This window comes from Vibrio salilacus, from assembly GCF_002811245.1.
Lineage (GTDB): Bacteria > Pseudomonadota > Gammaproteobacteria > Enterobacterales > Vibrionaceae > Vibrio > Vibrio salilacus.
On record NZ_NIVQ01000032.1, the window covers coordinates 1 to 22,684 of the forward strand.

At 45.0% G+C, this 22,684-nt stretch carries 6 protein-coding genes and 5 pseudogenes; 7 read left to right on the forward strand and 4 right to left on the reverse strand.

Annotated elements, in window-relative coordinates:
• Positions 1 to 75: 75 nt before the first annotated feature.
• A pseudogene (locus CDZ87_RS15200) lies at positions 76 to 333 on the forward strand (IS5/IS1182 family transposase); the annotation flags it as partial.
• A 16-nt stretch (positions 334 to 349) separates the two neighbouring features.
• A pseudogene (locus CDZ87_RS15205) lies at positions 350 to 564 on the forward strand (4Fe-4S cluster-binding domain-containing protein); the annotation flags it as partial.
• Here the strand turns inward: CDZ87_RS15205 and CDZ87_RS15210 are convergent.
• From CDZ87_RS15210 to rtxB, 3 genes and pseudogenes are all read right to left on the reverse strand, one after another.
• Positions 533 to 2,626, reverse strand: a pseudogene (locus CDZ87_RS15210) (type I secretion system permease/ATPase); the annotation flags it as partial. The pseudogenes CDZ87_RS15205 and CDZ87_RS15210 sit on opposite strands and share 32 nt — an antisense overlap.
• 50 nt (positions 2,627 to 2,676) lie before the next feature.
• Positions 2,677 to 4,038, reverse strand: a complete 1,362-nt coding sequence (locus tag CDZ87_RS15215) for an HlyD family type I secretion periplasmic adaptor subunit (protein ID WP_100754294.1) — start codon at positions 4,036 to 4,038, stop codon at positions 2,677 to 2,679.
• The gene (rtxB, locus tag CDZ87_RS15220; RefSeq protein ID WP_157806480.1) at positions 4,035 to 6,140 is read right to left on the reverse strand and encodes an RTX toxin T1SS ABC transporter subunit RtxB; all 2,106 of its coding nucleotides are present in this window, start codon (positions 6,138 to 6,140) and stop codon (positions 4,035 to 4,037) included. The genes CDZ87_RS15215 and rtxB overlap by 4 nt, the downstream gene beginning before the upstream one ends.
• Before the next feature lie 438 nt (positions 6,141 to 6,578).
• Between rtxB and rtxH the strand changes: the two genes are divergently transcribed.
• The 5 genes and pseudogenes from rtxH to CDZ87_RS17505 all read left to right on the forward strand — a co-directional run bounded on the left by rtxH (position 6,579) and on the right by CDZ87_RS17505 (position 22,096).
• Positions 6,579 to 6,938 (forward strand): protein RtxH, encoded by a 360-nt coding sequence (rtxH, locus tag CDZ87_RS15225; RefSeq protein WP_100754296.1) that lies wholly within the window; start codon positions 6,579 to 6,581, stop codon positions 6,936 to 6,938.
• Positions 6,939 to 6,963: 25 nt separating this feature from the next.
• Complete coding sequence (rtxC, locus tag CDZ87_RS15230; RefSeq protein ID WP_100754297.1) at positions 6,964 to 7,425, forward strand: RTX toxin-activating lysine-acyltransferase RtxC; 462 nt, start codon at positions 6,964 to 6,966, stop codon at positions 7,423 to 7,425.
• Between the two features lie 22 nt (positions 7,426 to 7,447).
• Positions 7,448 to 14,752: pseudogene (gene rtxA, locus CDZ87_RS17495) on the forward strand (MARTX multifunctional-autoprocessing repeats-in-toxin holotoxin RtxA); the annotation flags it as partial.
• Positions 14,753 to 14,839: 87 nt separating this feature from the next.
• Positions 14,840 to 15,334: pseudogene (locus CDZ87_RS17585) on the forward strand (anthrax toxin-like adenylyl cyclase domain-containing protein); the annotation flags it as partial.
• Between the two features lie 648 nt (positions 15,335 to 15,982).
• Positions 15,983 to 22,096 carry a C80 family cysteine peptidase gene (locus CDZ87_RS17505; RefSeq protein ID WP_422641433.1) on the forward strand — a complete coding sequence of 2,038 codons (6,114 nt, stop codon included), beginning with the start codon at positions 15,983 to 15,985 and terminating at the stop codon, positions 22,094 to 22,096.
• A gap of 117 nt (positions 22,097 to 22,213) precedes the next feature.
• Here CDZ87_RS17505 and CDZ87_RS15255 read toward each other — a convergent pair whose 3' ends face one another.
• Positions 22,214 to 22,573: a pesticin C-terminus-like muramidase gene (locus CDZ87_RS15255; protein ID WP_100754298.1), complete on the reverse strand. Its 360-nt coding sequence runs from the start codon at positions 22,571 to 22,573 to the stop codon at positions 22,214 to 22,216.
• Between the last annotated feature and the right edge of the window lie 111 nt (positions 22,574 to 22,684).

Consider the following 22,684-nt stretch of genomic DNA (forward strand, 5'->3'; position numbering starts at 1 on the left):
ATGAATCGGAACGTTTGTATTGGGAAAGCTCTAAAACCGTGGCCAATTTTAGTTGCCCACTACAGCTTCTAAGCGGAATTCTCAACTTTCTGGGAGCAAGGGCACCCTCGAAATTTGGCGGTAGGTTGTCAGAAGCTCTACGGCTCAAACAAGAAGTGGAAAAAGCGGTATGGTTATCATAAGCGCTCTCTATCAGAGACAGCCATGTGTCGAGTGAAACAGTTGTTAGGCGGGAAATTAAGTCTAAGAAATTACAACGCTCAGGTTGGCGAGACTTACGCAATGATCAAAGCGCTAAACAAGCTTACGGGGCTAGGTATGCCTTTTCTCTGAATTAAGCAACAAAGCCTTGGTGCAACGAGTTAATGAGGAATGCCCAGGCAAAGATATTTGGTTATGGACGGGTTGCAGTTATTAGAATTGAACGCTCAACAACGTCAAGTGCTCGATCATATTGATGTATTAATTAATGGTAAGTTTGAACAAGACAAAGCGGATCCAAGTTTACTGTGGCGGGGATCAAGCAACCAATTTATTCACCGACTTGCTGCTTCCAGAGCTTAGCGTATAGTCCCTGCAGAGCAAGCAACTCGTCATGAGTACCACTTTCAGCGACTTGGCCTTGGTCTAACACAAAAATGTTGTCAGCATAGCGAATGGTGTTGAGTCGGTGGGCGATACTTATCACTGTCCGACCACGACATATTTCATCCATGTTGCTCATGATCGCCGCTTCAGAGTTATAGTCGAGTGCCGAGGTCGCTTCATCAAGTAATAAAATTCTAGGGTTGACCAACAGAGCTCTGGCTAGAGCAATACGTTGTCTTTGGCCACCAGACAGTGAGCTGCCTTTTTCGCCAACGGGTTGGCTAAAACCGTGTGGTAGACCTTCAATGAATTTCAAAGCGCCAGCGAGTTGTGCTGCATAGCGAATTTCGTCATCAGAAGCTTGTGGCTTACTCAGCCTTATATTATCTGCCACGCTACCGGAGAAGAGAATACTTTCTTGCAAGACCACACTCATATTTCGGCGTAAAGAAACGGGATCCGCTATAGCGAGATCCATTCCATCGACCAATACTTGCCCATGTTGAGGAATATACAAGCGTTGCAGTAGGCGGGTAAGTGTGCTTTTACCTGAGCCAGAAGGGCCTGTGATACCAATAAATTGCCCCGGTTTGATCTCGAGTGATAGGTTGGCTAGTACTTCAGGCGCCTCCTGGTGGTAACGAAAGCGAATGTTACTAAATTCAATACCGCCCTCGAGTTCTGGCACAGAAGCTAAGCCTTGTTTGCTATTTTCTCTTGGCTCGTCAAGAATATCGCCCACTCGCCTTAACGCAATGAGAGTATGCTGAAAGTCTTGCCAAATTTGCGCAAGTCGAAGTACGGGTTGAGTAACATGGCCAGCTAACATGTTGAAAGCGACCAGTTGCCCTGGTGTTAGCTCACCATTTAACACTTCGTTGACCCCCCACCACAGTAATAATGCAGCCGTGAGTTTTTGAACAAGTGCGATGCCTTGTCCTGCAATTAATCCTGATTTTTGAGCATCAAAACTGCGGTTAAGTTGTTGGCTAAGTATCCGTTGCCATTGATGTAAGAACCTATGTTCAGTTGCAGTAGTTTTAATGGTTTCAATGCCAGTGACAGCTTCAGTAAGAAAGGTTGTGGAATCGGCATCTGATTCATATTCAGACTCAACTTTTTTCCTTATTAAGGGACCTGCTATAAGCCAAAGTAAGAAATAGATTACTAGTGATCCGATAACCAACCAAGTCAGAGTACTGGCATAGTGAAACATGACTGCGATAAAGACTGTAACAAAAATCAAATCGAGCAACAGCATTAGTGTCGAACCAGTCAAAAACTGGCGGATTTGTGCCATTTCACGCACTCGTGCGATGATTTTCCCTGTCTGGCGCTGTTTAAAGTAAGTGAGGGGTAAGCCAACCAAATGCCGGTAAAGACGGCCTGATAGCTCGGCATTAACTTGGCTAGCAAGATGGCCAAAAACGGTATTTCGTAAGTAGCTATACGCAGGTTCAGCCAAGGCCAGTGCGAGCATAGCCATTGCAAGCACATGTAAACTGGAGAGACTGCGGCCTACCAGTACCTTGTCGATAACATTCTCAAACAGCATCGGGCTGACTAATGCGAATATTTGTAGCGCAATAGCATAGAAGAAGACATCGCGCATTTGGCTCTTTTGTCGCAGGATTGACGGCGCAAACCAACTAAGGCCAAATTTGACTTCTTTGCTGCTTAGTCTCTTATCGGCTAACAGAATAACCTTATAATTTAATAGATTATCTGAACTTAATTTTCTAGGCTGCTCTGATTTAGTGGTTGGGTCGTACAAACGATATGAGTCATCACTAGCTTGTGTGAGAACTTTCCAATCATGGTCGATTTCAATCAAAACAGGTAGAGGGAGAGTATTTAGCTCCGTTGCTTGTATCTTTGCTACCTGACTTTTTAGGCCGATGTAGTCTGCTGCCTCCCTTATTTGAATATCACTTAAGTTGGAATGATTGACCCCTAATGCATGCTTAAGCTGTGTGCAGGTCGACTTTTTATGAAAATGGTTACCTGCATAAACTAGAGCTTCGATTGCGTAGTTGTTTGGAATGAGAGAGGCACCGTTTTTTTGGGGTGATACGTTTATATTCATACTTATCGCTCCCTTAATGCTTCAGCTTGGTATTCTCGAATTGGGCTGAGTAGATAGTCTATAATACGACGTTTATCTGTTTTAATTTCAGCAACAACGGACATACCCGGTGTAAGTTCAACACGTTGACCATCAATTAAAATATTGTTTTGTTTCAGTTGAACTTGTGCTGGGAAAACAAGTCCTAAGCGTTCATCTGTGGTTGAATCACGCGAAATACTCAACAGTTCTGCTTCAATAGTGCCGTAACGGGTATATGGAAATGCATCTACCTTCAACGTTACTGATTGCCCAGGATAAACAAAGCCTACATCTTTATTGAGGATCTGCACCTCGGCTTGCTGTACCGCATTTTCAGGTACAATAATCATCAAGTTTTGCGCAGGTTGAAGCACTGCTCCTAAAGTGTAGATACTGAGCTGTTGTACTGTACCATCGACAGGTGAACGGATGATCTCTAGTTGCTCACGCTCACGAAACTTAGAAAGTTCCTGATCCAAAGCGACTAATTGCAACTTAGCCTGCTTCCGTTTTTCGAGCCATTCTCTTTGTTTTTGTGCTTTGAAACCAGTCAGTCTCTCTTCGAGACTGTGATATTGCGACTTTAGAATGTCTAATTCTGCTCGTTGCTGAGAGACTTGGCGCTGTGCTTCCAAGAGTTCTTTTTCTTGTTCGAGATATTCGACATGCCCAATCACTTTAATCGTGTTCAGCGTTTTTCGTGCGGCCAGTCTTTGGCTAATATTTCCAGTCAAAAGAGTTAAGGCGTTGATATCGCTCTGGCGAGCCGCCTGCGATGTTTTATTCACTTGCATTTCAGCATTGATACTGGCGATAGTTGATTCAAATTCCCGTTTTTCACTGAGATAATTTTCATTGACCAACGTCTGCTGTTCCAGTGGTAATACTGTAAACATCGGATCATGAGAGAGCTGTTTATTATTGATTAAGGCACGATAGCGGATGAACTCATTAGTTTGAAATTCAGATTGGGTGATCAAACGCGTAATGTCTTGATTCACGCCTAAGGTATCAAGAGTGAGAAGTGGCGCGTCCTTTTTAACACGTTGACCGTCTTTAACATGGATGTTGAGAACTCGGCTTTGTTCATAAGACTGAATTACTTGAGAACGACCAGACACAACGAAACGGCCAGTTGCTGTAGCTTGTACATCCAACGTCCCCCAATAAGCCCAAAGTAATACGGCAAGGACTCCTAAGCTGAGAGTTATGGCTGTTATACGAGCAAACGGTGAAGGAGGGCGCTGTGATAGAGCAAGATGTGCAGGTAAAAACTCGTAATGGTTTTCGGTGGTTTGGTTTATCTTAAAATTGTTCAAGAAGCGCTTGATTACGTGGATCATGCATTAGGTTCCTCTTGTTTGAACTCTTGCTGAAGCTGCCATAATTGTTTGTATTGTTTACCAAGTTTTAATAACTGCTGGTGGCAACCTTGTTCGACGATATTTCCCTGATGAAGAACGATAATTCGGTCGCAATCTCGTACGGTAGATAATCGATGAGCGATAGTGATAACAGTACGCCCTTTAGCAATGTTGGCCATATTGGATTGAATCAATGCCTGTGATTCATCATCAAGTGCACTAGTTGCTTCATCTAAAATGATAATTTTGGGGTCAGAAAGGAGTGTTCGGGCAATCGCAAGTCGCTGCCTTTGTCCACCGGAAAGAGACTGACCACCTTCTGCCAATATTGTGTCATAGCCTATCGGCAGCTTCATAATAAACTCGTGTGCTCCGGAAAGTTTTGCCGCTTTGATAACCTCTTCCAAACTTGCTTCAGGCTTTGATTGGGCAATGTTCTCGCTAACACTTTTATTAAATAAATAATTTTCTTGCAACACGATGCCGACTTGCTGCCGTAATTGCTGAATACAGATTTGATTTAGTGGAGTGCTATCAATAGTGATCACACCTTGTTCTGGATTGTAGAGTCGCAGTAGTAATCGGGCTAAGGTACTTTTGCCTGATCCTGACGTGCCTACAACTCCGAGAGTTTCTCCTGCTCGAATATCCAGAGATAAATTATTAATCGTCGGGGGAATATCGGGTTGATAGCGAAAGACGATATTTTTGAAAGAGATAGCACCATGGATTTTGGCAAGGTTATTACCGGTATGCTGTTCTACTGGCAGATTGAGCATATCTGCTAATTTTTCTAATGCTATACGGGTTTGAATAAATTGCCCCCATAGTTCAACCATGCGTGATAGAGGTTGGGCGATGTGGTTTGTCATCATGTTAAAGGCTATTAGCTGGCCGATAGTCATCTCTAGTGACAGTACTTCTGTTGCCCCCAACCACAAAACACCTACACTCGTTATTTTTTGTATGAGTTGGACAACATGGCTCGAACGATTGTTTAGTTGTTGAACTACGTAGCCGGTGGAAACCATTTTTTTAGTTTGTTCATCCCAGCGACGTATAAATTGTGGTTCCACCGCTAAACTTTTTAGAGTTTCGCTGCCAGCAACTGTCTCCGTTAGAAATGAGGTATTTGCTGCAGCGTGTGAAAATTGTTCCTCAACAGCCGTTTGCATTCGAGGAGTTAGCCACCAAGCGAGCAATACGTAAAAAGGAATAGTTGCGATAAATAAACAAGTTAAGGATGCTGAAAGTAAGCTCATGACGTACAGAAATACGAACATGAACAAAAACTCGACAGTTAAGGTAAACATGGAACCAGTTAAAAACTCTCGAACTGTGTCGAGTTCGCGTATACGAGTTACGATGGCACCCACTTGACGTGATTTGAAAAATATCAGTGGAAGGCCAAATAAGTGTTTTACCAACTTTAATCCAAGTTGAATGTCAATCCGATTGGCGGTATGCGCATATTGATATTCGCGTAACCCGCGCAGTACCACTTCGAGAATGCTAGTGATAACAAGTCCAAAAACGAGCACATCAAGAGTTGACCAAGCCTGGTGTACCAGAACTTTGTCCATGACAACCTGAAAAAAAAGAGGTGAAATTAAGGCGAGGATTTGCAACACAAAAGAAAACAATAAAATTTCGCCCAACACTTTTTTATGTTGAAGAAATTCAGGAATGAACCATTTTATATCGAAATGTGACTGTAACTGTTTAATTTCAGTCCATTTTTTATTCCAAATCGAGTTTAATCGATTATAGGTAATTACTTCCGGAGTTTCTTTATTAGGCCTTTGTATTAAACATTTATCTTTATTAGATCTTGCTAAAATAAATGGCGTGTCTTGTGAGTCAAATAAAATAGCAGGGGTTTTAATTTTGTCTATGCTTTTAAATGGTGAATGTTTTGTTTTTATTCTTATTTTGTTTTCTTTTTCTATTTTTTCGAGTTCTTCTTTATAATTATTAGTTTTTGTTAAATTAGCATTTTCTTTAAATTGTTCTCTGTTACCGCTGATGATACTTAAATAAAAGTGAATACATATCAGCGTCAACCCTTCATTGTTGGACATAATTAAATTACTTAGCCGATGTTTATTGCAGCGTTTTTGAAGGGGCGGAATCTTATCATCGCTTGTTAACACGATCAATCATCAATTTCAAACGGTTTTACTTATTTACTGGTCTTTATTGTGTGTTTTTTGCACAAAAATGATTGAAATTTATGATTCTAGTCACGTTAATGAGTAATAAATGTAATTGTTACATGAATATGGTATTGAGTGAATAATCGGCAAGGAAATAGAATGATTGCTCTAATTTAATCGTTTTAAGTCTATTGATGGTCCATGTTTTACGATGTAGTATTTCGACAAAAATAAACATTACAATAATTATTTATGGTTGAATTCTTATATTCTTCCTTTTAATTGAGCCTTTCAGGCGGAGAGTAACTTCTTTTAAAAGGAGCGATTTTCGTCTTATCTATATAAAATGAGCAGGGGAAATTTATGACTGAGAAGTTTGTTCAAACAGTATCTAGTGTTAACTACAATAAAGGTGTTTTTTCTCTTTATTTCGTAGGCCAGGATCAAAACAATATGGCGAATGGCGTAATGGCTGAAAGCGATAATGATCTTGAACTTAAACAAGTGGTTCATATGCCAGCCTCTGGTTTTATGTATATGGTATCAATGATTAAGAACATGCTAGAAGATCCAAGAATGGAATCTGAATTTGACAAGCTTGTTGCAGCCGGTTTTCTACCAGCAGGTGATGCTGAGGTAAACCAGGCGGAAGAATCACCAGCGGAAACTCTCGTGGAAGAGAAAGCCGCTCCGAAAAAACGTACTTCACGAGCAAAAAAATAACAGCATATTAGTTGATAGAAGGCAGATGTCTATTACACATCAACCAGCAAATCTCACATTAGCGCAAATGCAACAGATGATAGGTGGGGTCATGCTGCTCAGCCAGCACTCGCCCCTTCATCGTCGATACGTGATTGCAGAATGGCAGCAGCGTATTCTGCCTGCTTTTGAGCTAGACCAGTTTTGCTACTACGAAGATGAGCACGGACGCCCAATTGCATTTTGTAATTGGGCGTTTGTCTCTGAGCAGATCCGAGATGAGCTGTTATCTGGAGTGCATGAAATATCTCCATCCGACTGGCGTTCCGGCCAGCATATCTACATTCCAGAGATGATTGCTCCATTCGGGCATGGTCGTGAGGTCGTTAACGATCTTCGTCGCCGTGTATTTTTACCGTGGAAAGGGCAGAAAGTCTGCACTGTCCGCGGCAAAGTGGATGCTCAAAATGACCGCTGTATCCGTAAGGTACAGTGGTTTTCTATTTAAATAATAATAAGAGCCACAGTCTATGGGAAAACCATTTTGGAGAAGTGTTGAATACTTTTTCACCGGAAACTATTCCGCCGACGATGGAAATAACAATATTGTTGCTATCGGTTTTGGCGGCGAAATTCATGCTTATGGTGGTGACGACCATGTTACGGTGGGATCGATTGGCGCTACCGTGTATACGGGAAGTGGTAATGATACCGTTGTAGGTGGTTCCGCATATTTAAGAGTGAATGACACAACAGGTCATCTCACTGTCAAAGGTGCGGCTGGATATGCCGACATTAATAAGAGTGGCGATGGCAATGTGTCATTCTCAGGTGCTGCTGGCGGTGTGTCGATTGATCACCTGGGTAATCATGGTGATGTCAGTTACGGCGGTGTCGCGGCTTATAATGGCATTACCCGCAAAGGTTTGAGCGGCAACGTCACCTTTAAAGGAGCTGGCGGTTACAATGCCCTTTGGCATGAAACCAACCAAGGTAATCTCTCTTTTGCTGGTGCAGGAGCGGGCAATAAACTAGACCGTACTTGGTTCAACCGTTATCAAGGCTCGCGTGGTGATGTGACGTTTGATGGCGCTGGCGCGGCAAACAGCATTAGTTCACGCGTTGAAACCGGCAGCATCACGTTCCGTGGTGCGGGTGCTGATAACCATTTAGTCCGCAAAGGTAAAGTGGGCGATATTACCCTGCAAGGTGCTGGGGCTTCAAATCGCATTGAACGTACCCATCAGGCCGAAGATGCCTACACACAAACCCGCGGCAATATTCGTTTTGAAGGTGTCGGTGGTTACAACAGTCTTTACTCTGATGTGGCCCATGGTGACATTCATTTCTCGGGTGGCGGTGCGCACAACACCATTATTCGGAAAGGTTCTGGGGATGACTTTGCGAAAGAAGGCATGGCCAATGCCAAGGCTGATAAAGTTGTATTAACTAAGGCGGTGATGAGTGGTTCATGGATAGGACAAAATCATCAAGTCACGGCAGTAAAATCAGCTAACGAGCCTAATACTTATCTTTTTGCTTTCGCAGACTCCACGTATACCAAAATTAACAAAGTACAGTTGCGTAATGATCCTCAAACCGGAGAGCTGAGATATTACTCTACGGCTTGGTATATAGAGGGTAACCATCTAAACAACTTAGCGAATCAAGACATTTCCAGCAACGGTGGTTTCACAGCCGTTAATATCAATGGTGCCTACACGTTATCTGATCTCAAAGTTGAACATCAACAATCTGTCACCGTTCATGCCGTTGAAAAAAGCCTGACTGAATATGAGTGGGTGACCTACGCCAATGGCGCGGTGATTGATGCAAAAGATGTGTCATTGTCGGATGCTAAAATGGGGGGGCACGCGATTGATGCTGATGGCACTAAGGTTGATGTCAAAGCGGTGAAATCAAACCGCAAACCCAACACTTATGTTTACGCTAAAGTGCTTGGGCCTTACACAAAAATTGTAGTGGTTGAGCTGGCTAACGATGCCGAAACCGGCACGCTGAAATATCAAGCTCGCTCTTGGTATAAAGAAGGTGATCATACCGCAAACTTAGCCAACGAAGATATTTCCTCTGCTAACGGATATCACTCAATGGGTAAAGGGGGTTACTCACTCAGTACTCTGAATTACAGCGTTAACGCGGTAAGAAGCATGAGCGAAACCGTTGCAGATATCGACGAATACACGGATCAAACCCTGTTTAAACCAGCGAGCGATAGCGGTGAAAGCTCCGGTGATGTGCATTTCAATGGTGTCGGTGGCGGTAACGTTATTAAATCCAATGTAACACGCGGTCATGTTCACTTTAACGGTGGCGGTCTTGCCAACGTGATCCTTCATAGCTCTCAGTTTGGTAACACTGAATTTAACGGTGCTGGCGCGGCGAACGTGATTGTCAAAAGTGGCGAAGAAGGGGATCTCACCTTCCGCGGCGCAGGTTTGGCAAACGTATTAGTGCACCAAAGTCAGCAAGGCAAGATGGATGTTTACGCGGGTGGTGCGTTGAACGTGCTGGTTCGTGTCGGTAACGGTGACTATCTGGCTCACTTATTGGCTTACGGCAACATCTCGGTACAGAAAGGCCAAGGCAATAGTCGAGTTACTCTGCTGGGCGGCTATAACACGCACACGCAAATCGGTAGTGGTGATGCACTATGGCTAGCGGCTGGCGGTTTCAACGTGATGACGCAAGTGGGCAAAGGTGATGTGGCATCGGTACTGGTTGGCGGCGCGAACGTACTAACCAAAGTGGGTGACGGCGATCTAGCCGCAGGTATGTTGGGCGGCGCAAATGTGATTACCCACATCAGCGGCGACAACGAAACCTCGAATACCACAGCGGTAGCCCTAGGCGGAGCCAATATTCTCACCAAAAAAGGCAAAGGGAATGCCCTAGCTGTAATGGGCGGTGGCGCTAACGTACTTACCCATGTCGGTGATGGCACCACGACTGGCGTAATGGTAGGCGGCGCGAACATCTTAACGAAAGTCGGGAATGGCGACACGACCGGCATTATGCTTGGTGTTGGTAACGTGCTGACGCATGTTGGTGACGGTCAAACTCTTGGCGTGATGGGCGCAGTAGGCAACATCTTCACCAAAGTGGGCGATGGAACCTCCATTGCGGCCATGATTGGCGCAGGCAATATCTTTACCCATGTGGGCGAAGGGAATGCTTGGGCGCTTATGGGCGGCTTGGGTAACGTCTTTACCAAAGTGGGTAACGGTGATGCTCTTGCCCTGATGGTGGCAAAAGCCAACGTCTTTACTCACATTGGCGATGGCATGTCGGTAGCACTGATGTTAGCCCAAGGTAACGTCGCAACAAAAGTGGGTAATGGAACCACACTCGCTGCTATGGTAGGAAACGCCAACATTTTCACCCACGTAGGCAGTGGCAGCACGTTTGCGGCAATGATTGGTCAAGCCAACATCATGACCAAAGTGGGCAATGATCTCACCGCTGCGCTGGTGGTCGGCAAAGCGAATATCATGACCCATGTTGGCGATGGCACCAGCCTAGGAATATTCGCAGGCGAAGTGAACGTGATGACTAAGGTCGGTAACGGTACAACCTTAGCGGCGATGTTCGGTAAAGCCAACATTATGACCCATGTCGGCGATGGTCTAACGGGCGTGTTAGCACTGGGCGAAGCTAATATCGTCACCAAAGTGGGTGATGATTTCATGGGTGTTGTGGCCGCGGCGAAAGCCAACGTCGTGACTCATGTTGGTGATGCAACCACCGCCGCTGTCTTGGCGGGTAAAGGCAATATCCTCACCAAAGTGGGCGAAGGCACCACGGTAGGTTTGTTGATTTCCGATATCGGCAACGTGATGACCCATGTCGGAGATGGCACGACTATCGGTATTGCTAAGGGCAAGGCAAACATCGTTACCAAAGTCGGTGATGGCTTGGGTGTTAACGTGGCTTGGGGGCAAGCCAACGTGTTTACCCAAGTGGGCGACGGTGATCGCTATAACTTTGCTAAAGGTGAAGCCAATATCATCACCAAAGTGGGTGATGGCCAAGAAGTCTCTGTCGTTCAAGGCAAAGCCAACATCATCACCCATGTGGGCAATGGCGACGACTACACCGGAACTTGGGGCAAAGCCAACGTTATCACCAAAGTGGGTAATGGCCGAAATGTTGTGCTAGCCAAAGGTGAAGCCAACATCGTGACTCAAGTGGGTGATGGCGATAGCTTTAACGCACTTTGGAGTAAGGGCAACATCGTCACCAAAGTCGGTGATGGTATGCAGGTGACGGCTGCAAAAGGTAAAGCGAACGTAACGACTCGAGTGGGAGATGGCCTAAACGTCACCGCCGCTTATGGTGATGCCAATATTAACACCGTGGTTGGTGACGGTATTTCGGTCAATGTTGCTTGGGGTAAGTACAACGTCAATACCAAAATCGGCGATGGTTTGAACGTCGCGGTTATGAAAGGTAAAGCCAACGCTAATATTCATATTGGTGATGGCCTAGGCATTAACGCTTCTTACGCACAAAATAACGTCGCAATCAAAATCGGTAACGGTGATTTCTACACCTTGGCCGTTGCGTCAAGCAACACCAGCAGCAACAAGCTCTCTGCACTGTTTGATAATATCAAGCAAACCGTACTTGGTGTGGGGGGCAGTCAAGCAATTAACTATTTAGTACAGGGTGACGAGGCAAGCTCATCTGGTACGCATAAAGGCCGTGGCGCGATTGCGACACCTGAAATTACCAAGCTAGATGGTTTCCAAATGGAGGCGATTGAAGAAGTGGGCTCTGATTTGGGAGACAGCCTAACGGGTAGTGTGACCAAGGTAGACGCACCTGATCTCAATCAAATGCAAAATGCGCTCAGTGTTGACGACTCTTCGGACCAAGTTCAAGGGCCAAATCTCATTGTTAATGGTGATTTTGAACAGAGTGATTTCGGTTGGAGTTCTACGCATGGTGTCGAAGCTGATCTTTCTGCCAGTTCATATGGTTTGGAGAGGGATGGGCACGGTAACAATGTGTCTGAATTGGCAACAGATCAAAGCACGACTATCTACCAAGATATTCAGAACCTGACGGAAGGCGAGGTCATTGCTGTGAGCTTTGATTTTGCAAAACGTGCAGGCATTTCTAATAACGAAGGCATTGACGTTCTCTGGAACGGCGAAGTGGTTTTCTCATCGTCTGGTGACGAATCTGCTTGGCAGCAAAAAACCTTAAAACTGACCACGCATGCTGGCAGTAACCGAATCGAATTCAAAGGCACAGGCCACAATGATGGACTGGGCTATATCCTAGATAATGTGGTGGCGAAATCGGAATCGTCGCAACAAGCCAACGCAGTGAGTGAGCACGCAACACAAAATCAAGCGTCACAAAATGCCTTGTCCGATAAAGATCGCGCAGAAGCGGATCGCCAGCGTCTAGAACAAGAAAAGCAGAAACAGCTCGATGCTGTCGCAGGTTCGCAAAGCCAGCTGGAATCTACCGACCAACAAGCCTTGGAAAATAATGGCCAAGCTCAACGCGATGCAGTGACAGAAGAGTCGGAAGCCGTGACGGCTGAGTTGACCGAACTGGCACAAGGTCTCGATGTACTCGATGACAAAGCCACGCATACGGGTGAGTCGGGCGACCAATGGCGCAACAATTTTGCCGGCGGCTTGCTTGATGGTGTTCAGACCCAATTGGACAATGCAAAACAGGTTTCTGGTGAGCAGATTGCTGCCGCGAAACAGACGCACGCGGACAATCAAAATAAAGTCAAAGATGCGGTTGCACAATCGGAAGCGGGCGTCGCAAAAGGTGAGCAAAACCAGGCGGGTGCAGAGCAAGACATTGCCGATGCTCAAGCCGATGCTGAAAAACGTAAAGCCAATGCTTTAGCAAAAGGCAAGGATGCGCAACAAGCCGAATCTGACGCACACAGTGCAGCAAGCGAGGCGCAATCGCGTGCTGATCGCGATGCAATGAATGCCGAAAATAAAGCCAACCAAGCGCAGAATGATGCGAAAGGGGCTAAGCAAAACGAAGACGATCGCCCTGACCGCGAAGGCGTGGCTGGCAGCGGCCTTTCGGGTAACGTTCATCGCGTGGAAGGGGCTGGCGAAGCAGGGGGGCATGTCAACACCGACAGTCCAACCAACGCCGATGGTCGATTCAGCCAAGGCTTGACCGAACAAGAGCAAGAAGCGCTGGAAGGTGCGACAAACGCAGTGAACCGTCTGCAAATTAACGCAGGTATTCGCGGCAAGAACAGCGGTAGCACGATCACCCCGATGTTCACCGAAACAAACGCCGACAGCATTGTGGTACCAACCACTGCGTCTCAGGATGTGGTTCGAAAAGAGATTCGCATTTCTGGGGTGAACTTAGAGGAGTTAAGTGGTGGACCAGGAAGTCAAACGACAGGTCCACATAGTTCAAAAAGTGTTCCTGGGTTTCAAAGCCATTTTGCATCGACATCAATTGGTATTGAAAACGAACTATCTGGTCTAGTTGTGGTTCTGCCTAAGAATTCAGCGCAGACGTTTGGGTATGTGCATGATCCACAGGGTAACCCATTGTTCATGTTAACCAAAGATATGAATCAAGGCGGTTACAGCAATCCAGCTGGTATTACGGATATCAATGGACTGAACAACTGGCAGACGCACACAATTGAATTGGTTACGTATCCTAGTGAAACCAGTGATACGACGGCGATTGAAAGCCGTAAAGAAGCAATGCTTTGGTTAGCGAAAGAGTTTACAGGCCACATCAACCAGTCAAACCACCAAAGTTTGCCTCAGTTGGTGAGTGATGACGGGCGTTTTACGCTGGTTATATCGAATTCGAAGCATTTCATCGCGGCGGGTAACGGTACTTCTATTGAAGCTCAAGGGCAGACAATAGGAATGACCCCTAGTGGGCAACAAGCCACGATGGCCATCAGTGCGAAAGAATTTGGTTCAAGCTCGTCATTGGAAGTGAGACTTCTAGAATCTGCGCCTTGGTATCAGTCGGGACTTAGAGATGAGTTTTTAGCTAACTCTAATGAGCACAAGCTAGATGATCCAGAAGCTGCGCAAAACGTGTATGCCTATCTCACATCGGTGTATTCAAAAACGGCAGATCTGGCCAAAGAGTTCGGTATCTACATCAATGATTGGGATCCTGCATCTGAGGGGTTCTCGCCGAATGCTCAAGGGTTAACCGATCCGAAAGTGAAAAATGCTTGGGAGATTTTGCCGAGAACTAAGCCTGTCAAAATGCTGGATCTTCTGAGCGCAGACGACTCACGATACGTGCGACAACAAATTATTGAGAAGCTGAAAGGTGCACATTCAGAAAGTCTCGCTAAGAATGTATTTGAATACTTCCAGTATGGCGGTGAAGTGGCAGGGCATGGTATCAACAACGCCACAACAGGAAACGCGCAGCAGCCTGAACCTGCGATCTTGTTTGAGTTCCGCAGTGTGCCAAGCGTTTTAAGTGAATTTGTGCCTAAAACAGAATCTACGGCAAAAGTTGATGTGAAAGCACTCGATCATTTTGACTCTGCAAGCCGTAAAGCCATCATTGTTGAAGTGAATGCTTTGGTTAGTGGTAGTGATGGTTTCGATGCTTGGTATCAGGAGTACCGGGCAAGTAAGGGCCAGCCGCCAGTTAAAAACCCTAAATCCAGTGCTTCTGCGAATCACAAAGCCGAATGGTTGATGACGCAGTATGCTGATAAATGGGCGAAAATTACCGCGCCTTATATCGAAAGCAATGTGAATGATCACGATGAAATCACCACATTAATGAAAAACAAGCCTGCATTGGGTGATGCGGAGACGATATCAAACGCAGATTCTCGCCATAAGAGTTATCAATCCCGAGATTTAGTTCTCGAGCCAATCGTGCAACCAGAAACCATCGAGCTTGGTATGCCTGATATCGATCAGAAAATATTGGCGGAGGTTGCTGAGCGTGAAAATGTCATTATCGGTGTTCGACCAGTTGATGAGAAGTCGAAGTCACTGATTGATTCTAAGCTCTATAGCAGTAAAGGTTTATTCGTTAAGGCGAAAAGCTCGGATTGGGGTCCAATGTCTGGTTTTATTCCTGTAGATCAGTCATTTGCCAAAGCATCTGCGAGAAGAGATCTCGATAAATTTAACGGCTATGCCGAACAATCCATTGAGTCTGGTAATGCGATAAGTGCCGATTTGTATCTGAATCAGGTTCGAATGGATGAGTTGGTGTCTAAATATCAGTCACTGGCAGCTCTTGAGTTTGATGCAGAAAGCGGTATGTACAAAACAACGGCAACCAATGATGATCAAACAGTCACTTTCTTCCTGAATAAAGTGACTGTTGAGAGCAAAGATCTGTGGCAGGTTCATTACATGAAAGATGGCGAGCTAGCGCCGTTCAAAGTGATTGGTGATCCTGTATCTAAACAGCCGATGACAGCAGACTATGATTTGTTGACTGTGATGTATTCCTACGCTGATCTAGGGCCGCAAGATAAGATCAAGCAACCATTAACTTGGGAACAGTGGAAAGAGTCTGTTACTTACGAAGACTTAACGCCTAAGTATCAAGAGCTATACAGCAGTGAAGAGCTTTATAACAAGAAAGATGGGGCGAGCCTTGGTGTTGTGAGCGATCGCTTAAAAACTCTGAAAGATGTGATCAATACCAGCCTGGGTAGAACCGATGGCCTAGAGATGGTGCATCATGGTGCAGACGACGCAAACCCTTATGCGGTAATGGCCGACAATTTCCCTGCGACTTTCTTTGTACCTAAAAGCTTCTTTATGGAAGATGGTTTAGGCGAAGGAAAGGGCTCTATCCAAACGTATTTCAATGTGAATGAGCAAGGTGCGGTGGTGATTCGTGATCCGCAGGAGTTTTCTAATTTCCAGCAGGTAGCGATTAATGTCAGTTACCGAGCATCACTCAATGATAAGTGGAATGATGGCCTTGATGACCCACTTTTTACACCAGAGCGTAAACTGTCTCATGATTTCCTAAATGCAAGGGAAGAGGTGATTAAAAAGCTTATCGGTGAAAAGACAAACGCAATGACTACGCAGTCAGAAGCAACAGAAAATATGGTAGCGCAGCAACTAGATTTTTCTGAGGTATTCACCAGAGAAGAATTAGCAAAAAGTGCGAACGTGTTTGGCAAGAAGATCGGTTCTTCTTATCAAGCCATCTTAGGGCAAGTTGATTTGGTTCATAAGGCTGTTGACCGTGATCTGGTATTAGAAAGCTTTAAGCTTAACAATAAGATCATTGCGTATTTAGCTGAACATCCAACCTCTGGGCGCAATCAAGCTCTGGCACAGTTGAAAGAGCAAGTAACTAGCGCATTGTTCGTAGGCAAGATGCAAGCGGCGCAAGTGGGTATTGACGCCATTGCGCAAACAAGACCTGAGCTTGCGACGCGTATCTACATGGTTGCAATTGAAGAAGCCAACGGCAAACATGCTGGTTTGACGGATATGATGGTTCGTTGGGCTAATGAAGACCCATACTTGGCGCCGAAGCAAGGCTACAAAGGCGAAACGCCAAGTGACCTTGCCTTTGATGCGAAGTACCACGTTGACCTAGGCGATCATTACACTGATTTCAAACAGTGGCTAGAAACGTCTCAGTCGAATGGTCTACTGAGTAAAGCGCTCTTAGATGAGGCAACCCAAACTGTTCATCTTGGTTATAGCTATCAAGAGCTTCAGGATTTGACGGGTGTTGAATCGGTACAAATGGCGTTCTACTTTTTGAAAGAAGCGGCGAAGAAAGCGGATCCCGTTTCTGGCGATTCAGCTGAAATGATACTGCTGAAGAAATTCGCTGATCAAAGCTATCTGACTCAACTTAATTTAGACCGTATGGATCAAATTGAAGGTATCTACCGCAGTAGCCATGAGACGGACGTTGACGCTTGGGATAGTCGTTACTCTGGTGTTGGGTATGATGAGTTAAGCAATAAACTTGCAGAAAAAAATAGCATAGAGGAGCAGCTTTCGGTTCTTCTGGATGAGCGCAAAGGTTTATTAATTGGTGAAGTACATGGCAGTGATGTTAATGGCTTACGCTTTGTCAATGAACAGATGGATGCACTGAAAAAACAGGGTATTAGTGTGATTGGTCTCGAGCACTTACGCTCGGATCTCGCGCAGTCGCTGATTGATAGCTACCTTGCTACTGGTGTGATGTCTAGTGAATTAAGCGCAATGCTGAAAACTAAGCATCTCGATGTCACTCTGTTTGAAAATGCACGTGCCAATGGCATGCGTGTTGTTGCGTTGGATGCAAACAGTTCTGCACGTCCAAATGTTCAAGGGACAGAACACGGTTTGATGTACCGTGCTGGTGCCGCGAACAATATTGCAGTGGAAATATTACAAAACTTGCCTGATGGTGAAAAGTTTGTCGCTATTTATGGTAAAGCGCATTTGCAATCGCACAAAGGAATTGAAGGGTTTGTTCCGGGTATCACGCACCGTCTTGATCTCCCTGCGCTTAAAGTCAGCGACTCGAACCAGTTCACTATCGAGCAAGATGATGTGAGTCTACGTGTTGTCTACGATGATGTTGCCAACAAACCGAAGATCACGTTCAAAGATAGTTTGAATGGTAAAGATGGGCTTCAAGCGCTTGGACCAAAACGTCGCCCGGGTTTGACGCTGAATATTGATTTATCATCAGTGTTAACTAAAGACGAACTGAAAAATGAAGCGAAAGTCTTTGCTAAGCCTATTGGTGAGTCTTATCAAAAGATCCTAGAGCAGCTGGATTTGGTACATGCTACGCGAGGTGATAAACAAATCGAAGCAGCATTAATACTCAATAACTTAGTTGATGACTATGTATCACACCATGAAAAATCAGGTCGTAATTCCGCTTTACTGAGCCTCAAAAATCGCGTGAGTGAAAGCCTTTATAATAACGTTGCGCAAGAAACGAGAGTCGAAATCGCAAAATTGTCTACTACTCGCATTGATTTAGCGGCGGATCTATTGCATCGACTGCATTCTAGCACCAACAAGGAGTCTTCCGTTGTTGATATTAAATATCTTGCCGATGGAACAAAATACAGCAGTCAAGAGAGCTTCGCTGTGCTTTCGAAACAAGAGGTTCCTTTTAATAAAGAGCTGCAAGACCAACAACTAGTACAAGGAAGAGAGACCGGTGAAGCGGTAGTTAATAACGTACAACTGTCGGATGACGAGATAAAAGGGATTAAATGGTATACCAGTGAAGGCTTCCAATATGTAAATGAAGCTTTAAGAAAAGAAGAGAAGCTGACCTATTTTGTCAAAGACAATGCTGTTAATGCTGTTAAAGGTTTAAATAAACTTGAGACATTTGAAGGTACCGTTTATAGAGCTTTCATGCCAGGAGTAAGCTTGAGCGATCTTGCTTCACAAGTGACTCCTGGCCAGTTATTTAGCGATCAAGGTTTTACCTCTACATCAACCAGTACTGAATTGGCTAAAAGTTTCCGAGGTGGGAAAGACACAGTTATTCTGACCATTCTTGATGCCAAAGGAACTAACGTTGCTGGGCTTGCGCAGTTAAATCAAGCGGAAGTCTTACTCAAACCAGGTGCTCATCTACGTATTGAAGCGGTGAAAGAAACGGATCAAAATTTACACATCGTTGCTAAGTACACCGAAGCGTTTCATGCGGGTGAAACGATACGTAATTTATTTGATGGTAAAACGATTGGTATGGCGATCAACCCAAACACTTCAACCATCAATGAAAGTGTAATTACTTCGTTTGATCATGATGACATCACCGCCATACTAAAAACAAAACCCTTACTGGACAGTACTCATTTAGAAAACACATTGGGTGCTGATAATCATGTTCAAAACCATAATGTACAAGACTGGCATACGGCTGAAGTTGCGGTAGTTGACGGCGGAGACACTCGTTTTGATGGTCAAGTGATCGTGCAAATGGAGAACGATCCAGTCGTCGCAAAAGCGGCGGCAAATCTAGCTGGCAAACATGCTGAAAGCAGTGTGGTGGTGCAGCTTGATTCAGACGGCAACTACCGCGTGGTGTATGGTGAACCGTCAAAACTGGATGGAAAGCTACGTTGGCAGTTAGTGGGTCATGGTCGAGATAACTCAGAAAGTAACAACACGCGTTTAAGTGGTTACAGTGCTGATGAGCTGGCCGTGAAATTGGCGAACTTCCAGCAAACGTTTAACCAAGCGGAAAATATTAGCAGCAAGCCAGATCATATCAGTGTGGTGGGTTGTTCTTTGGTCAGTGACGACAAGCAAAAAGGCTTTGGTCATCAGTTTATCAATGCCATGGATGTCAATGGTCTTCGTGTCGATGTCTCTGTGCGCAGTGCTAAAGTTTACATAGATGAAATGGGGCGAAAACTCTCATTTGATGGCAAGGATACTTGGATTAACAAGGCAGTAAACAGCAAAGTTTCCTTAAGCTGGAACGATCAAGGTGAAGTTGTCGTCAAGGATGAACATATCCGCAACGGTGTGGCGGAAGGGGATATCCATCTTTCTCGTGTTGGTGCGAGTGAGGTTAATGAGCCAGCACGTGGTGCCATCGGCGACAACAGTGAGGTGTTTGAAGCACCTGAAAAGCGTAAAACGGAAACGGATACTACGGCATCGGCGGGCAGTGATAATAAGCTCAGTTACTCGGGCAATATTCAGGTCAACGTTGGTGATGGTGAGTTCACCGCAGTTAACTGGGGTACGTCAAATGTTGGTATTAAAGTGGGTACGGGGGGCTTTAAGTCGCTGGCCTTTGGTGACAACAATGTCATGGTTCATATTGGTAATGGTGACAGCAAACATAGTGTCGACATCGCTGGTTATCAGGCGCTTGAAGGTGCTCAAATGTTTATGGGTAACCGCAACGTAAGTTTCAATATGGGTCGCAGTAATGACCTTATCGTGATGATGGATAAGTCGATCCCGACACCGCCACTGGTCAATCCATTTGATGGTGCATCACGTATTTCAGGAGTATTACAAAACATCGCACAATCAGGAAAGGGTGCGGATTGGTTAGCGGCTCAAGAACAGCAGTGGACACTCTCTGGTGCGAAAAAATTTGTCAAAGAGATGTCTGGTCTCGATCAAACCAGCAGTGTTGACTACAGCAGTTTGGTTGATTTGGACTCTCAGAATGAGCGCAGCAGCCGCGGCTTGAAGTCTGACGCTGAAGCAACGTTGAATAAAAAGTACAACCAGTGGTTAAGTGGCAACAGCAATCATGATACTGACAAGATGAGCCGCGCGGATAAGTTCCGTCAAATGAACGAGAAGTTGGCCTTTAACTTCGCGGTCGGTGGCCAAGGAGCCGATATTCAGGTCACCACGGGCAACTGGAACTTTATGTTCGGAGACAACATCCAAGCGATTTTGGATACCAATCTCGGTTCATTGTTTGGCGTGTTAACCCAGCAATTCTCAGCAACGGGAATGGCTCAAACGACCTTTACCTATAATCCGCAAGATTTGCCTCGTCAGCTTAAGAATAAGCTGCTGGGTAAATTTGCTGAGGTCGGTGCAGAGACGACTTTAGGTGATATCTTCGGTGTCAATTACACCGCTGATGGCAAAATAGTCTCTCGTACTGATGAAGCGGTAGATGGCGTTACCATTTTAAAAGAGATGCTAGAAGTGATTGGTGAGTTTGGTGGTGAGCAGCTCAGCGCATTTACTGAACCAGAAAAATTGCTAGATAGCCTCAAAGCGGGAATCGATATGGGGGCCGATGGTCTTCAATCCTTTGCTGAAAGTCATGGACTAAAAGAGAAAGCACCAGAGGAAAACGATACAGCGCAAGTGACTTTCAATGGCGCACCTGCGGCAACGAAAAACGTATCAGCCACTGTTGAAGAAACCAAACCAGAGCGCGCATTTGGTTTTAATGCGCTCAATTTGCCCAATTTATTTGCCACCATGTTTAGCAAAGATAAGCAGGCAGAGATGGCATCATTGGTCAGTAATCTGAAGCAGAATCTCACCGCCGATTTGCTCAATATGAAGGATAAAACGTTTGATTTCCTTCGTAACAGTGGGCATTTGCAAGGGGATGGCGATATGAACGTTTCTCTGGGCAATTACAACTTCAACTGGGGTGGTGACGGTAAAGATCTCGGCGCTTATCTAGGCGACAATAATAACTTCTGGGGAGGACGTGGAGACGATGTGTTCTACGCAACGGGAGTTTCCAATATTTTCACCGGCGGTGAAGGCCATGATATGGGCGTTTTAATGGGTCGCGAGAACATGATGTTCGGTGGTGATGGTAATGATACGGCGGTTGTGGCCGGACGCATTAACCACGTCTTTATGGGCGCGGGTGATGATCAATCCTTTGTCTTTGGCGAAGGTGGTGAGATCACCATGGAGTCAGGTAATGACTATGCGGTCACTTCAGGTAACTTCAACCGTGTGGACATGGGAGACGATCAAGACTTTGCTGTAACCATCGGTAATAACAACCAACTTGATCTTGGTGCAGGCAATGACTTTGCGAGAGTCTTTGGCAATCACAACCGAATTGATGCTGGCCAAGGAAACGATGAAGTCAAACTGATGGGTTATCATGCTTCGATTAATGCTGGCGAGGGCGAAGATTACTTAACTGCCGCCGCCATCTCAAAATTCAGCACATTAAATGGTGGTGAAGGTAACGATGTCATGGTGCTTGGGGGTTACCAAAATACGTTCAAAGGCGATGCTGGCGTAGACAGTTTTGTGGTCAGTGGTGAGGTGATCGACAACCTTGTTGAAGACATTCGCAGCGAAGACAACATTGTCTTTAATGGCATCGATTGGCAGAAACTGTGGTTCGAACGCAGCGGATACGATCTGACGTTGTCCATTCTGCGTGATCCAGCAAGCGACAGTGACCAAGCGAAGTTTGAGCATATTGGTTCGGTGACGTTCAATGATTACTTTGACGGAAATCGAGCTCAAGTGGTGATCGCTATGGGGGATAAAGATGCAGTCAGTGAGCGGGATTATACTGCTTTATCGGATAACTCGATTGATGCTTTAGTCCAGGCTATGAGTAGTTTTGCGCCTCAAGCGGGAGATAATGGATTTATCGATAGCCTAGACAGCAAGTCTCGTGTCGTTGTCACCACCGCGTGGGCAGATGTAGTTCACCAAAAAGGATTGATCGCATAAACAAGCATTAACCCAAAACTTAAGCTACAACAAATAAAATAGCTTAAATATCAACGAACCCCACCTTAGTGTGTAAGGCCGATCAGTTAAGAAGTTTGTGGATCATTTGACCGATCCTCAAAAGGCTTCAAAATCCGATATTAGGAAACTAATATCGGGTTTTTTTATGTCTTTAGAAAGCCAACTTGCTAATATTTTTCGGTCATGTAATACCTTCCACCACTTTGATAAACACTCTGAAATTCTTAGTCCAGAGCTTATCCAATAAGGTTTTGAGCAAGCTGGTGTAGCAACCTGACCATACTGATAAGCAACAGATGCAATAACTGTCTGAGCTTCTTGAGGTAGACATTCAAATTTAACTGAACTCGATGATGAGTTGTAAACTTTTATTAATTTAGTTGTTTCTGCGTCTTTAACTAATTTATTTACCAATTCCAATTCTTCGACAGTAATACTCAGCGGCCGTAACTCCAACTTTGCTATTGCTGAGGCTAGTCTTCAATGCTGATCTCATGAAGTCTTCGCCTTATATCATCAATTCTTGAATGAGTTTGACTGACTTTAATAATAAAGACGAACGAATTA